General features: G+C 66.0%; 12 protein-coding genes. 7 read left to right on the forward strand and 5 right to left on the reverse strand.

The features are described from left to right. Positions 1-11: 11 nt before the first annotated feature. Together MF134_RS13490 and MF134_RS13495 are read right to left on the reverse strand one after the other, a co-directional pair. Positions 12-1,028, reverse strand: coding sequence for a Gfo/Idh/MocA family oxidoreductase (locus MF134_RS13490; RefSeq protein ID WP_255339994.1), 1,017 nt, complete (start codon positions 1,026-1,028; stop codon positions 12-14). A gap of 91 nt (positions 1,029-1,119) precedes the next feature. Further along, positions 1,120-2,136 carry a 3'-5' exonuclease gene (locus tag MF134_RS13495; protein ID WP_255339995.1) on the reverse strand — a complete coding sequence of 339 codons (1,017 nt, stop codon included), beginning with the start codon at positions 2,134-2,136 and terminating at the stop codon, positions 1,120-1,122. 301 nt (positions 2,137-2,437) lie between these two features. On the opposite strand from MF134_RS13495, the gene MF134_RS13500 reads away from it, so the two are divergent. From MF134_RS13500 to MF134_RS13530, 7 genes are all read left to right on the forward strand, one after another. Further along, on the forward strand, positions 2,438-4,189 hold the full coding sequence (locus tag MF134_RS13500; RefSeq protein WP_255339996.1) for a DEAD/DEAH box helicase: 1,752 nt from the start codon (positions 2,438-2,440) through the stop codon (positions 4,187-4,189). Between the two features lie 126 nt (positions 4,190-4,315). Next, on the forward strand, positions 4,316-5,164 hold the full coding sequence (locus MF134_RS13505) for a MurR/RpiR family transcriptional regulator (protein WP_255339997.1): 849 nt from the start codon (positions 4,316-4,318) through the stop codon (positions 5,162-5,164). Between the two features lie 325 nt (positions 5,165-5,489). After that, the gene (locus tag MF134_RS13510; RefSeq protein WP_255339998.1) at positions 5,490-7,049 is read left to right on the forward strand and encodes an ABC transporter substrate-binding protein; all 1,560 of its coding nucleotides are present in this window, start codon (positions 5,490-5,492) and stop codon (positions 7,047-7,049) included. A 73-nt stretch (positions 7,050-7,122) separates the two neighbouring features. Beyond that, positions 7,123-8,046, forward strand: a complete 924-nt coding sequence (locus tag MF134_RS13515) for an ABC transporter permease (RefSeq protein WP_255339999.1) — start codon at positions 7,123-7,125, stop codon at positions 8,044-8,046. Between the two features lie 3 nt (positions 8,047-8,049). After that, positions 8,050-8,940, forward strand: a complete 891-nt coding sequence (locus tag MF134_RS13520) for an ABC transporter permease (RefSeq protein WP_255340000.1) — start codon at positions 8,050-8,052, stop codon at positions 8,938-8,940. Further along, positions 8,940-10,646, forward strand: coding sequence for an ABC transporter ATP-binding protein (locus tag MF134_RS13525; RefSeq protein ID WP_255340001.1), 1,707 nt, complete (start codon positions 8,940-8,942; stop codon positions 10,644-10,646). Before MF134_RS13520 ends, MF134_RS13525 begins: the two co-directional genes overlap by 1 nt. After that, positions 10,643-11,575 carry a DUF6963 family protein gene (locus tag MF134_RS13530; RefSeq protein WP_255340002.1) on the forward strand — a complete coding sequence of 311 codons (933 nt, stop codon included), beginning with the start codon at positions 10,643-10,645 and terminating at the stop codon, positions 11,573-11,575. The genes MF134_RS13525 and MF134_RS13530 overlap by 4 nt, the downstream gene beginning before the upstream one ends. 44 nt (positions 11,576-11,619) lie before the next feature. Here the strand turns inward: MF134_RS13530 and MF134_RS13535 are convergent, their stop codons facing one another. From MF134_RS13535 to MF134_RS13545, 3 genes are all read right to left on the reverse strand, one after another. Then, the gene (locus MF134_RS13535) at positions 11,620-12,549 is read right to left on the reverse strand and encodes a LysR substrate-binding domain-containing protein (RefSeq protein WP_255340003.1); all 930 of its coding nucleotides are present in this window, start codon (positions 12,547-12,549) and stop codon (positions 11,620-11,622) included. Between the two features lie 252 nt (positions 12,550-12,801). Continuing rightward, positions 12,802-14,265, reverse strand: a complete 1,464-nt coding sequence (locus MF134_RS13540) for an amidase (RefSeq protein ID WP_255340004.1) — start codon at positions 14,263-14,265, stop codon at positions 12,802-12,804. Positions 14,266-14,393: 128 nt separating this feature from the next. Beyond that, positions 14,394-15,194: an FAD binding domain-containing protein gene (locus tag MF134_RS13545; RefSeq protein WP_255340005.1), complete on the reverse strand. Its 801-nt coding sequence runs from the start codon at positions 15,192-15,194 to the stop codon at positions 14,394-14,396. Between the last annotated feature and the right edge of the window lies 1 nt (position 15,195).

Genomic DNA, 15,195 nt, shown 5'->3' on the forward strand with positions numbered 1-15,195 from the left:
GGGAACGCTCGTCACGTCTCCTGTCGCGCGTAGAGCGCCGGCTTGTCCGCAAGGCTGATCACCGTGCGGCCTCCGCTCTTCAGCGCCGTAACGCCCGCCTCCGCCACCGCCGTCGCGCAATAGCCATCCCAGGCGTTGGCGGAGATCGCCGGAAACTCGCCGGTGCGGGCGAAATGGACGAAGGCCTTGTTCTGGAGCCGATAGGCTTCGGCAAAGCGGGGCCGCCAGTCGCGGGCATAGTCTTCGCTCGCCTTGAGGGCGAGATTGGTGCGCGCATGGATCGGGCCGCTCAGCGACACCGAGCCCTTCTCGCCGACGAGTTCGCCGCGCACGTCGTAGCCATAGGCGGCGTTGTTGTTGATCTCGACATTGACGATCTGGCCCGTGACCGTTTCCAGCACCATGAAAACCGGCGCGACCAGATCGCCCGGGCGAGCCGGCTGGAAGGCGGTGATCGCAGCGTAATCGGCCTCCAGAACGAAGCGGGCGGCGTCGAATTCGTGGGGCGCGGAATTGGTGATCGCCATGGCGCCGGTGAAACAGGGCCCGGGGCTTTCGACGTTGCGGTGAAAATTGTGCATCATCAACGGCTGGCCCAGCTCGCCGCTGTCGAGCGTCGCCTTCATCGCCGCATATGAGGGATCGTAGCGGCGCATGAAGCCCACCTGCACCCATTGGCGGCCGCTCGCCACTTCCGCTTCGATCACGTCGAGACATTGCTGCGAACTCTGGGACAGCGGCTTTTCGCAAAGGACCGGTTTGCTGGCTTCGATCGCGGCGAGGCACAGCGGGGCGTGGGTCTCGTCGGGGCTCGCGACGATCACCGCGTCGATGTCATCGCGGGTGATGACGGCGAAGGGATCGGTCGAGGTCTCTGCTCCGCCATACGCATCAGCCACCGCCTTCGCCCGCTCTGGCGAAGCGTCGCAGACGAGGGCGAGACTTGCCCCCGGCACATCCTCCGCGATGATGCGCGCGTGATCGGCGCCCATGACGCCCGCCCCGATGACCGCAATCTGGATCGCCATGTCGACTTCTCCCCCTGCTTGGCAACGTCGCAAGCTATCGACCTTCGATCTGGCGTCGGCAAGGCCCTCGCGCCTACTGCAGGGATCGAGCCTAGCTCCGGTACCGCTCGACGGCGGTCAGCCATTGGACCAGCGGATCGCAGTCTCGGCGGTAGATTTCTTCGGCGAGGAAGCGGCACTCGGCCTGGTATGCGTCTTCGTCGACCTCGGTCCACCAGCTCTTCGGGCGGCCGTCATTGCCGTCGTTCCAGCGATAGCCCCGAGCCTTGAGCGTGTCCTTGAGTTCGAACGGGCTGCCGATCGCGAATATGCGGCAGCGTCGGCGCTCGGCCGAGGCGACGAGCCGGGGAAAGGCGCTGCCGCCGGCTTCGCGTTCGAGGGCGAGGACTTCCAGGAGCGCATGGCAGTCGTCCACCGCCCGGTGGCCGTTGTGGAAGAGCCCGCACTGGCCGACGAGATAGGTCAGCTTCGAGCCTTCGAAGCCGAGCCCGGCCCAGTCGACTTCCGCGACCGAACAGGCCCAGGCCTTCACATCGAAGCCCGGCGCGAAGCGCTCGCAGAATGGCCGGTCGAACTTGGCGTTATGGGCGATGACGAGGTCGGCAGGTGCGATGAATTCCGCGACTTCGGCCGGGTCGATCGACCGGCCGGCCACCATCTCGTCGGTGATGCCGGTAATCCGGGTGATCTCGGGGCGGATCGACGCTTTCGGCTCGCGCAATTGGCTGAAGACCTTCACGACGTCCCGGATGCCGTCCGTGCCATAGGTGAACATCACCATGCCGAGTTCGATGATCTCCTCGCTCTCGGCGTCGAGACCGGTGGTCTCGGTGTCGAGGATGATGCCGATCTTCTCGTCCTCGCGTCGCATGTCCGGCGTCCAGCCCTCGATGACCGGACGCGGCTCCAGCCGGCGCAAGACGCGATACGCTCCGCTCGCTTCGAGATGGCGCGCCATGGCTTCGGGATCGGCGGGGACGGGCGTCCGTATCGGCGACGGCACGGCCTTGCGCGCGGCCGGGGATTTGGTCCGGGCCGATCGCTCTGCGCCTGCCGCCGGCGCCGCCCCAGCGAAGAGATCGAATTGTCGCGTCTGTGCCGCCGTCATTCTCGCATCTCTACTCCAAGCCGGTTTCCTCGCGAACCGCTTCGGTCCGCCGATATGTCCAATTGTCCAGACTATCCACGGCTTTCGAGCAACTGGATTGACGGCGAAGGGCGTGTCTCCCGCGCCGGGGTGCGCGACGCGGTGCCATGCACCGCGCGGATAGCAAGCTTGCGACAGCACGATTGGATTCTGGCCGAAAGCTTGATATGGACGCGCAATCGTTCAGGCGCCATGTCGCCCGTTTATCGGGACCAGCCCTTGCGCATTCGCCTGGGCTCTCCCGCCCGTCTAGGACACCCCCATGCCCCTTTCCACGACGAGCGCGCCGCTCGCCGCAGCCCTTTCCGATCGCGGCTATGCCGAGCTGACCGACGTGCAGTCCGCCGTCCTGAAGCCCGAAGCGGCCGGTCGTGACCTCCTCGTCTCCGCCCAGACCGGCTCCGGCAAGACCGTCGCCTATGGCCTTGCCCTCGCACCGACGCTTCTCGGCGACGCCGACACGCTGCCCGAGGCGGGCGATCCGATGGCGCTCATCGTTGCCCCGACGCGCGAACTCGCCATGCAGGTGACCAACGAACTCACCTGGCTCTACGCTAAGACCGGCGCGAAGCTCGCGACCCTTGTCGGCGGCATGGACCCGCGCGCCGAGCGCCGCCGGCTGGCCCAAGGGGTCCACATCGTCGTCGGTACGCCGGGACGCCTGCGCGATCACCTGACGCGCGGGGCGCTGCAGATCGGCAACCTCACGGCGCTTGTCCTGGATGAAGCCGACGAGATGCTCAATCTCGGCTTTCGCGAGGATCTGGAATTCCTGCTCCAGGCGACGCCTGCTTCCCGCCGCACGCTCCTGTTCTCGGCGACCTTGCCGAAACCCATCATCCAGATGACCAAGCGCTATCAGCAGAACGCGCTTCGCATCGAGGTCGCGCGCGGCGAGACCGGCCATGCCGACATCGAATACCGTGCGGTGCGGATCGCGCCGAACGAGGTCGAGCACGCCGTCACCAACATTCTGCGCCAGGCGGAAGCCCCGAGTGCCATCGTCTTCTGCAACACCCGCGAGACGGTGCGGCAGTTGTCCTCCGGCCTCATCGAACGGGGCTTTGCTGCGGTCACGCTGTCGGGCGAACTCGGCCAGTCCGAGCGCAACCAGGCAATCCAGGCCCTGCGCGACGGCCGCGCGCGGGTGTGTGTCGCGACCGACGTCGCGGCGCGCGGTCTCGACCTGCCGAGCCTCGGCCTCGTCGTTCATGCCGATCTGCCGAGCGATGCCGAGACGCTGCAGCACCGCTCCGGCCGCACCGGCCGGGCCGGGCGCAAGGGCGTCTCCGTGTTGCTCGTCCCGATCTCCCGTCGGCGCAAGGCCGAGCGGCTTCTTGCCGAGGCCCGGATCAATGCGAACTGGGGCGCGGCGCCCTCGGCCGAGGAGATCCGTGCGGCCGACGACGCGCGTCTTCTCGCCGATCCCGCCTTTGCGCAGGAGCCGAGCGAGGAGGACGTGGCGACTGCCTCCCGGCTGCTCGCCGCCCATTCGCCGGAAGTCCTCGCGGCGACGCTCGTGCGCCAGTGGCGGGCCCGCCTCCCGTCCCCGGAAGACGTCTTCGATCCGAATTTCGGCCCTGATCCTAAGGCTGGAAGGCCCGGCCGCGATCGCGACGAGCGGGGCCCTGCCAAACACCAGCGGGGCGGGCCGTCGGTCTGGTTCCGCATGGATGTCGGCCGGCGCAACAATGCCGATCCGAAATGGCTGCTGCCGCTTCTGTGCCGACGCGGCAAGATCACGCGCCAGGAGATCGGCGCGATCAAGATCTTCGACCGGGAAACCAAGTTCGAGATTTCCGAGAGCGTCGCCAAGCGTTTCGCAGCCAGTGCCGAGCACAGCGACGGCGACGATATCACGATCTCCTATGCCGACGGTCCTGGCGGCGGGGGCAGCGCCCCTGGCGGGGCGCGCAAGGGGTTCAAGACGAAAGGGAAACGGGCCCAAGGGGCCGGATCTGCCTTCCGCGACAAGCCGAGACGCGAGAAGCCGAGGGCTGCCCGGGCCTCCTGAGCGAAGCCGATGGGATCGCCGCCGGCCATTGGCCTGGCGGCGACCCGTTCGGCAGAGAAATGCCCGAAGGGGAATTCTGGCAAAGGCCCCTTGTCAGTTTCAGTTCTGAAACTTATTCGGTAGAGCATGAAAACTCTATCGCAGCGCATTCTCGATGTGATCGATGACCTGACCCGGAGCGAGCGCCGCCTGGCGGAGCTTCTTCTTCAGGACCCCGATATGCTGGTCCTTCTCACCGCGTCGGAATTGTCGACCAAGGCCAATGTCTCCAAGGCGACGACCGCCCGCTTCTTCCGGCGGCTCGGCTATCCGAGTTCGAAGACGGCGCAGAAGGAGGCGCGCGAGGCGATCGAGTCGCCTGAGCGCAGCCACCTGTCCCTGAGCGACCGGCGTTTCGTCGCGACGAACATCAGTCAGCACCTTGCCGTCGAGATGCAGAACCTGGTGCGTTCGGTCGAGCAGATGCGCTCGGATCATCTCAATGCTGCGACGAGTTTGCTTGCACGGGCCGAGAAGCTCTGGGTCGTCGGCTTCGGCGACAATTATCCGCTCGCCCATTTCGCCCGTTCGCTGCTCATCCGCGTCAAGGCGGATATTCGCATGATCCCGATCGGTGGCTTCTCCGTGCCGGAGGAGTTTGCCTCCATCCGCGAGACCGACGTCGTTGTCGCGCTGGGAGTCGGCCGCAAGTCGCGTGGGCTGCGCTCGATCATGCGGTCGGCGCGGGCGGCAGGGGCGGGGGTCGTCCTCATCACCGATCAGGCGACACCGGCCGCCAACGACACCGCCAACATCACCCTGCGGTGCCGTACGCAGGGGGCAAGCGTCTTCGACAGCGTTGTGGCGCCAGTCTCCCTTCTGACCTTTTTGTGCTCATCGCTCGCTCTGCGGATCGGTCAAGACGCGATCGAGCGTCTCCATTTCATTGATCGCATCCATGAGGACTGGGGTGAGGTGCTGACCGAAGATCTTTGATCGGGTTGCTGATCTGCGGGTCGTCTTGGTCGGCGCTTTGAAAAATGACTCCTTTGGCGGGAATGATTCTGAATAAAGTATCAGAAACGAAAATAAATACGTCGTTTCTGAAACTTTCTTGACCCCCATCGGCCGATCGATACTATCCCCGTCAGACAGAGCGCCCAGAGCCTTGGCGGCTCCGGTGAGTATCTTCCGGTGACGCGGTTCTCCCGAACTTCTGTCCGATCTTGTCAGCGCTGCCGAAGCAGGCGTGCCGTTTTCGGTCGTGCGTCTGCCATGCCCGTTCTTCCGCCTTCCTGCCTTCGAGAGGAGACGACGACCCATGTCCATGCGAACGCGCCTTACTTCAGCATTGCTCGCTCTTGCTGCGAGCACCGCCATCCCCGCTACGGCTTCGGCGGGCGATATCGTCTGGGCCCGCTACGGCGATATCGATTCCCTCGACCCTCACCGGGCGACCAGCACCCTTTCACTCCAGGTCTGGAGCCTGATCTACGATACGCTGCTCGCGACGGACAAAGACGGCAAGCCGGTTCCCAATCTTGCCAAGTCCTGGGAGTCCAACGAAGAGGGCACGGAGTACACCTTCATGCTCCATGAAGGAGCCGTCTGCCACGACGGGACGCCCCTCGACGCCAACGATGTGAAATACACCGTCGATCAGGCCTTCGACGAGGAGAATCCGAGCGTCACCAAGGCGAGCTGGGGCCCGATCAGCGCAGTCGAGGTGGTCGATCCGACGACCGTGAAGTTCACCCTCGAAAAGCCCTTCGTCGCGCTGATCCCCTTCCTCGCCGACAGCTTCTCCTCGATCATCTGCGATTCCAACGAGGGCAAGGACGGATTCGGCACGAGCGTCGCCATCGGCTCAGGCCCCTGGAAGTTCGACAGCTGGACCAAGGGCGACCAGATCGTTCTGGAAAAGAACCCGGACTACGAGAACTACGGCAAGCTCGCCGACAATCCCGGGGCGCCCTACGAAGATCGCCTGTTGATCACCACCGTGCCCGAGCCGCAGGCGCGCCTCGCCGGCCTCAAGACCGGCGCCATCGACGTGGCCGAGCCGCCGCTGGACGACGTGGCGATGCTGAAGGAGTCCGGCGATCTCGACATCGTCACGGCCGAAAACACCGGCCAGAACGTCTTCTTCGAATTCGCCGTGCACCGGCCGCCCTTCGACGATGAAAGGGCCCGCAAGGCCGTCGCTCACGCCACCGACCCGGAAGCGGCGATCAGCTTGATCTACGGCGATCTGTCCATGCCGGAACAGTGCCCGATCTCGCGCGGCGTCTTCGGCAACGACCAGGAATTCTGTGCCGAGCACCGGCCGCGATACGATCCCGAAAAGGCCACCGAACTGCTCGGCGAGCTGGGCTACGGCCCGGACAACCCGCTGGAGGTCAACCTCCTGGTCTGGACCGGCGGCAAGCGCGACAAGCTCGCCGAAGTCTTCCAGGCGCAGCTGATGCAGGTGGGCATTACGGCCGACATCCAGATGATGGACATCGGCACGATGAACGCCCGCGTGCGCCAGGAGAACGAGAATCCCGAGGGCAAGGGCTCGATGGATATGATGACCTGGTCCTGGTACGACCCGGACATCCTCTATGCCCTTTGGCATTCGCCCGGCGCCTATCGCGGCTACACCTCGCCGGAACTCGACGCGATGCTGGAAGAGACCCGCGTCCTGACCGACCCGGACGAGCGCCGGAAGGCCGTTGAGGAGGTGATGGCCTATCTCCTGGAAAAGGCGATCCACGTGCCGCTCTACACCCCCGGCTGGGAATGGGTCTTCGCCGTCCGGCCCGAGGTCGAGGGCTTCAAGGTCGCCCCCTTCGTCTACCCGATCTTCAGCGACGTGAAGATCGCCGACGAGGGCTGATCCCGCCTATCCGTCAGCGACAGGCCGGGGCGGCTATCCGCCCCGGTCCAAGGTTCAGGAAGAGGCACGGGCGATGCTGCGGTTTCTCGGTCAAAGGGCGGCGATGGGGCTTCTGACGATCTTCGTCACCACCATCGCCGTCACGCTTCTGATCCATCTCGTGCCCGGCGACCCGGTCGAGATCATGTATGCCCAGAGCCAGGGCACGACGCCCGAGCAGCTCGAAGCGATGCGCTCGAAGCTCGGCCTCGACCAGCCGATCCCGGTCCAGTACGTCCAATACATCGGGCGGCTTCTCGAGGGTGATCTCGGCGTCACGATCCGCGGTCAGCAGCCCGTCGCCCAGCTTCTGATGCAGCGTCTGCCCAACACGCTGGCACTCGCCGCCCTCGCAATGCTGATCGCGACGCTGATCGGCGTGCCACTCGGCTTCCTCGCCGCCTACAAGCGGGGCACGGTCCTCGACGGCCTTCTGATGGTGACGGCGATCGCGGGGATCTCGATTCCGCATTTCTGGCTCGGCCTGCTTCTCCTCTTCTGGCTGGCCGTCGATCTCGGCCTCCTGCCCGTGGCCGGCAGTGGACCCCTCAACATCGTTCTGCCGGCCCTGACCCTCGGCTTGTCGAATGCGGCGATCGTCGCGCGGATGACGCGCTCGGCGATGATCGACGTGATGAGCCAGGACTTCATCCGCACCGCCCATGCCAAGGGTCTGTCCAAGGGCAAGGTCCTGCGCCGCCACGTCCTGCGGGCGGGACTCGTGCCGGTGGTCACGGTCATGGGGCTGCAGTTCACCTTCATGATGGGCGGCGCGATCGTGGTGGAGAACATCTTTGCCTGGAACGGCATCGGCCGGCTCGCCCTGGAAGCGATTTTCCAGCGCGACTACCCGGTGATTCAGGGCTTCATTCTGGTCTTCGCCACAACCGTCGTGGTCGTCATGCTCGCGCTCGATGCCGTCTACGCCCTTCTCGATCCGCGCATCAGGAGGAGTTGAGCGATGACGGACGCAACCGAAACGCAGGTCGCGGCAGATGGCGATACGCGCCAGGGCCGAGCCCCCTTCTTCCTGCGGCTCGTGCGCCAGCCTTCCGGGGCGATCGGGCTCCTTATCGTGGCCGTCCTCGTGGTGATGGCGATCTTTGCCGATCAGATCGCGCCCTATTCGCCGATCAAGATGGCCGCCGGAAAACCGCTCACCGGACCCTCCGCCGACCATCTGCTCGGCACGGACGAATTCGGCCGGGACATGTTCTCGCGCATCGTCTACGGCTCGCGGCTGACGATGCAGATCGGTCTCATCGCCGTCGGTATCTCGCTCAGCATCGGGACCTTGATCGGGCTCGTGGCGGCCTATGCCGGCGGCTTCATCGAAAAGCTCCTGATGCGCTCGACCGACGTCGTCTTCTCCTTCACCGAGACGCTGATCGCGCTCGCCTTCGTCGCGGTTCTTGGGCCGAGCCTTGAAAACGCGATGATCGCGGTGGGGATTGCTGGCGTGCCGTTCTACGCCCGCACCTGCTATGCCAGCGCGCTCGGCGAGGAGGGCAAGCCCTATTTCGAGGCCTCGATTGCCGCCGGTGCGGGGCATGGGCGCCTGCTCTTCCTGCATCTCTTGCCCAATGTCGTGCCGACGATGATCGTCATCGCGACGCTTGGGCTCTCCAATGCGATCCTTGCGGCCGCGGCCCTGAGCTTTCTCGGCCTCGGCGCCCAGCCGCCGACGCCCGAATGGGGCGCCATGCTCTCGGCCGGCCGCGACTTCTTCAACCGCGCCCCCTGGCTGATGCTCTATCCGGGGCTCGCCATCGCGCTGACGGTGCTCGCCTTCAACATTCTGGGCGATGCCCTGCGCGAGGCCCTCGATCCCAAATCGCGGGAGCGAAGCTGATGGCGCTCGTCGATATTTCGGATCTGACGATCGGTTTCGGCGCCGACGAGACGAAGCCGCCGGTGGTGGACGGCGTCGATATCTCAATCGGCAAGGGCGAGATCGTCGCCCTCGTCGGCGAAAGCGGGTCGGGAAAGAGCATGACCGCGCTGTCCATCGTCGGCCTGTTGCCCGAACGCGGCCGCGTGCGCGCGGGGCGCGTCCTGTTCGAGGGCGAGGATCTGCTCGCCTTTGACGAAGCGGGCCTGCGTTCGGTCCGCGGCGCGCGCATCGGGATGATCTTCCAAGAGCCGATGACGTCGCTCAATCCGGTGCTGACCGTCGGCGAACAGCTCGTCGAGGCCTTGATCGTCCATGAAGGTCTGTCGAAGGCGGAGAGCCGGAAGCGGGCGGTCGCCATGCTCGAGCGGACCGGCATCGACCATGCCGAGAGGCGGCTGCGCCAGTATCCCCATGAATTCTCGGGCGGCATGCGACAGCGGGTGATGATCGCCATGATGATGGCGCTGAAACCGGCGCTGCTGATCGCCGACGAACCGACGACTGCGCTCGACGTGACCATTCAGGCGCAGATCCTCGACCTTCTGCGCGAGATGGTGCGTGATCTCGACACCAGCCTTCTCCTGATCACCCACGACATGGGCGTCGTCGCCGAGATGGCCGACCGGGTCGTGGTGATGCGCAACGGCCAGGTGGTCGAGCACGGCGAATGCAGGTCGATCTTCGCCGCGCCGCAAGCCGAATATACCCGCAAGCTCCTCGCCGCCGTACCGACGCTGGACGACCCGACTCGCACGACGACCGCGGCGTCCTTTGGTTCGGAAGTCCTCCGCCTCGCCGATGTCAGTCGCAGCTTCGGCGGCGGCGGCTTGTTTTCACGGCAGGCACCGCTGAAGGCCGTGGATGGCGTGACCCTCTCGGTTCAGGCGGGCGAGACCCTGGCGCTCGTCGGCGAGAGCGGTTCGGGGAAATCCACCCTCGGGCGCCTGGCGATGCGTCTCGAAACGCCGGACCACGGCTGGGTGATGGTTTCCGGCAAGGACATCACGCGTCTGTCGGGTCGGGGGCTTCGCCGGATGCGCCGAGCGATCCAGATGATCTTCCAGGATCCCTATGCCTCGCTCGATCCGCGCTTTTCGATCGGCCGGACGATCGCCGAGCCCATGATCCTCGAGGGGAGTGTTCCGCGAAGCGTGGTTCGCGAGCGCGTGGGGGCCCTGCTCGAACGGGCGGGACTGTCGGCCGCGATGGCCGCCCGCATGCCGCATGAACTCTCCGGCGGCCAGCGTCAGAGGGTGGCGATCGCCCGGGCGCTCGCAGTCAATCCGCAGATCATCGTCGCCGACGAACCGACCTCGGCCCTGGACGTCTCGGTTCAGGCAAAGATCCTCGACCTGATGATCGAATTGCAGGAGGCCGACTCGCTCGCCTATCTCTTCATCACCCATGATCTTGCAGTGGTGCGCCGGATCGCCCATCGCGTCGCGGTCATGCGCAAGGGGCGCATCGTCGAACTCGGCGCCGCCGCCGACGTTCTGGAGCGCCCGATTCACCCCTATACGCGTGCGCTGATCGCAGCCGCCCCAGTGCCGGACCCGGCACGGCGCCGCGAGCGGCGACACGGCATGCCGGAGACCGAGGGGGCGGCCGCAGGCCACCCCGGGGAATGGCGCGCCGTTGGCGACCAGCATTGGGTCCTGGCGTGACAATAGGGATTGCAGCGCATGGGCCGGGGGCGGGTCGCGCCATCCTGACCTCCCTCGGCTCAATCGAAGCGTTCGCCACCGGAGCGATCGGCGGTTTCGTCAGCGTCGCAGGTCTCGGCTATGACGGGAGCATCCATCGCGCCGAAATCCAGAACGGGGGCGGGCGTGCACTCCTCGACCAAGGACGTGTCTCGGAACTTCTCCTGTCGGCGCGGTCGGTCGTCCTGATGTCCAGCGGCCCCAACCGGCCCGAACCGCTGTCGCAGTTCACGCCGGCTTTGGCAGGAGTGGGCCTTGTGACCGGACACCGCTTTCCGAACAATCGCGGCCTGGACGGCCGATCGCTTGCCGAATCCGTATTGGCGGCGATGACGCGCGGAGAAACGCCGCAGGATGCCGTACAAGCCGTGGTGCGGAGCAACCCCAACGCCGATGCCGGACTGATTGCCCTGTCGGCTGATGGCGAGATCTTTGCCGCCGACACATCTTTCATTGCGCGCTTCGGCGATCGTGGCGGAGCGTTCCGAGAGAGCGTCGACGGAAGGTCCCGAGTGGCGATCCTGCACAACGGGATCGAACCGAGCGAGAACCTGGGGAGCCTGCTTGCCGAACTGATCGTCAAGGCGATGACGCCGTCCCCCCTGGTGGTCGGCACAGTCGAGCTTTGCGCCGGCATGCCCGTGTCGCTGGGAGATGAGGCGGGACTTGTTCTTTCCGAGACGGGCGAACTCAAGACGATGCGGTTGGTCGACAATGCAGGCGCAAGGGGCGTCTGGTCCTGCGGGATCGGCTATCTGGCGCCGGTATGGCGATCAGGACGTCAGATCGGCCATTGCCTGGATGAGCCGTTTCTCGTGAGTGACGCCGAGAAGCTCATCTCGGTAAACGGCCGCACCCGCGGGCTCGTGCGGTGGACGAGCGTGGAGTGACAAGGGAAGCCGGAAACCAACGTCGATCGATGGCTGGCCGGGAGTCAGGAGACGAGTTCGCCGCGGGTCTTCGCCTTTGGCGGCAGCGCTGCAGTCAAGGCAGCGGGACCGGACGAGGTGGGGTCGAGATAGTATTTCAGGTACTGGTGCAGGGCATGGGCGGCGGGGGACAGCGCCACCGGCGATTTGTAGAGCAGCATTTCGACCTTGGGCAGAAGCGGAAATTGCGGCGACGGTTCGAGTTCCCGCATACCGGGGACGAGCGCCTTGCGGCCGAGCACCGCGACCGCCATCCCCGAAAAGACCGCGGCCTGTAGCCCCGAGATGCTTTCGCTGATGCAGGCGATCCGCCAGGGACGGTCGGCCTGCTCGAGCGCGGCGATGGCATGGTCGCGAAAGATGTTGCCCGGTGGGAGCAGAGCCAGAGGAACGGGGACCTCCTCATGGGCGCTCGAGCGCTCGCCCGTCACCCAGATGAGTTGCTGGCGCTGCACCACCTGTCCGCCGGTGAAGTCGTTCATGCGCGTGACCAGCGCGACATCGATCTCGCCGCGATGGACGAGGCGAACGAGCGGCGTCGACAGGGAGCATTGGAGCTGCACCTGGACCTTCGGAAACTCCTTGCGGAAATGCGACAGGACGTCCGGCAGCACGTAGGGCGCGTAGAGGTCCGGCGTGCCGAGCACTACCTGGCCCTCGATCTCGTCCGAGGCGAGCTTGGTGATCAGTTCGTCATGGGAGCGCAGGATCGACTTGGCATAGGTGAGGATCATCTGGCCGTCGGTGGTCAGCACCATGCGCCGTCCTTCCTGCCGGAACAGGCTTCGACCGCTGAGATCCTCCAGGCGCTTGAGCTGCAAGGTAATCGCCGGCTGCGTGCGTCCCAGCCGGCGGGCCGTTTCGGTGACGCTGCCGGTCTCCGCGATCGAAAGGAGCGAGCGGAGAATGCGAATGTCGAAGGTCAGCGAACTCATGGGCTCCAAGCTCTAAGTTGACGCGCCGCCTACAGGGAAGAAGCAACTCCCGCGCCAAGAAGCGGGCAATCGCGGAAACAGTCGCAACAGCCCCCATGATTTGGGCAATATGGATGCCCATGCCGGCTCGGATCGACATCGACGAAAGGGCCGTCCCCACGGCCGAAGTGCCCGAATAGCAGGCAGCAACGTCCCTCCATTGCCGTGTTGGCCGGCAAGATGGGACAGGCGGCGATCATCGAAGTGGGATAATCAGGCCAGGGTGAGTTCTGGCCAATGCTGGGCCCAGGGGCGTGCGGCCTCGAAAGCGGCGGCGACTTTGAAGAGCCGGTTCTCCTCGAGCCAGGGGGCGACCAATTGCAGCCCGATCGGCAGCCCCGCCTGGTCGAAACCGCAGGGGACGGTGGCCGCCGGAAGGCCGGTCAGATTGATCGGCCAGGTGAAGGGAGACCAGCCGAGATGCCGGTCGACGGTCCGGCCGGCAATGCTGTCGGCGCCGAGTTCGCCGGCGGCGAAGGCCGTGATGGCAACGGTTGGGCTCGCCAGCATGTCGATGCCGGAGAAGAGGTCGAGGAAACGAGCCCGGAGCTTCGACCGCCGATGCGTCGCTTCCACATAGTCGACCCCGCTATAGGTCCGGCCCTTCGCGAGGACGTCGCGGAAGTCGGGATCGGATTGTGCAAAGGCGCTCTCGTCCCGGTCTCCCATCGAGCCGGCCTGTTCGCTGAGCGCGATCGGTTTGAGGATGCTCTCGAGGATATCGGCCGGCACGAGCGCATCGAGATGCACCGTCTTCGCGCCGAGTTCGGTGAGCGCGGCCACGGCGGCTTCGAACGCCGCTGCGACATCAGGCTCCACCGGCGCGTAGCCGAAATCGGGCGAGACGCCAATGGTCATGCCTTCAAGGCTGCCTGGCTGTGGATTGGGATAGCGCGTCTCGGTGCGCAGCGACGCTGCATCGCGCGCATCGTGCCCCGCGATCACGTCGAGCATGAGGGCGGCATCTGCGACGGTGCGGGTGATCGGACCGGTATGGGCGAGGCTGCCCCATGAGGGCGGGAAGAAGCCCGGAGCACGGGAGACGAGGCCGAAGGTCGGCTTGATGCCGAAGACGCCGCAAAAGGAGGAAGGCACCCGGATCGAGCCGACACCGTCCGTCCCGATGGCGATTGGTCCGCCCCCGCCGGCGACCGCGGCAGCGGCCCCGCCGCTCGATCCGCCGCTCGTACGGTCCTGGGACCAGGGATTGCGCGTGATGCCGGTCACGGGATTGTCGGCGGTGAGCTTGTAGCCGGATTCGCAGGTGGTGGTCTTGCAGGTGACGATCGCGCCGGCGGCCTTCAGGCGTTCCACCACGAAGGCGTCCGTCGTCGCGACGAAATCCTTGAGCGATGGTGCGCCGCCCTTGGCTGCGACGTCCTTGACGAAGACTAGGTCCTTGATCGTCACCGGCACGCCGGCGAGCGGGCCGAGGGCGTCGCCGCTGCGATAGGCGGCCGTCGCGGCCTCGGCGGCGGCGTGCGCGCCGTCGTAGAGGTCGGTGACGACGACATTGCAGGCGCCGTCGACGATTGCGAGCTGGGACAGGATCTGATCGACCGCCTCGCTCGGCGTGAACGCGCCGCTTCGGTATCCGGCAAGGAGATCGGTCGCCGAACGGCGCGCAAGTTCTCCCGGGGCAGCCGCCGTGGCGGCACCCATCTCGACGTCCTGCATCTGTCGTGTCTCCTCGCCTCAGGCGCCAGGGGGGCGGAAGACCGCCGCCACTTCGAGTCTGATGTCGGTTTCGTTCTTGTCCGCGAAAGACGGGGCCGGCCGGCTGGGGCGACCCCGGAAACGCCGCGCTAATGGCCGGCAATTGCCGCCGCGACGGCGCGTTTGGTGAGCACCATGATCATATGGGCTCGATAGTCGGCATCGGCGTGAAGATCGGAATTGAGCTCGCTCGCGTCGATCGAGATGCGGTCGAGAGCGGACGGCTCGAAGGCGCTCGCAAGGGCCTCCTCGATATCGGCGGAGCGGAAGACGCACGGACCCGCACCGGTAACCGCCACCCGGACGCCATCCGCAAAGCGCGCGACGAAGACCCCGACGAGGGCGTAGCGCGAAGCCGGGCTCCTCAGCTTTTCGTAGGACGCCGCAAGGGGAATGGGAAACCGGACTGCCGTGACGATCTCGTCGGTCTCGAGGGCAGTCTCGAAGGTGCCGAGAAAGAAATCGTCGGCCGCGATTTCCCGCCGATCGGTGACGACCGTCGCATCGAGGGCGAGGAGCGCTGCCGGGTAGTCTGCCGCCGGGTCGTTATTGGCGATCGAGCCGCCGATCGTGCCGCGATAGCGCACCTGCGGGTCACCGATCCGGCCTGCCAGCGCCGCCAGGGCGGGGACGGCGGCTTTCACGACTTCTGAGCCCGCCACATCCGCGTGGCGGGTGAGGGCACCGATCACGAGGCCGTCGCCGGTCCGCTCGATCATCGCAAGGCCAGGCAGCGACGACAGGTCGACCAGATCACTCGGATCCGCCAGGCGCTGACGCATGGTGGGCAAAAGCGTCATGCCGCCGGCGAGGAATTTGCCGTCCTCGGCGCCGGCAAGGAGCTTGGCGGCATCCGCGATGGAGGAAGGGCGATGGAAGGCGAGGGTCATG

The sequence above is a fragment of the Jiella marina genome, from assembly GCF_024359545.1.
Lineage (GTDB): Bacteria > Pseudomonadota > Alphaproteobacteria > Rhizobiales > Rhizobiaceae > Jiella.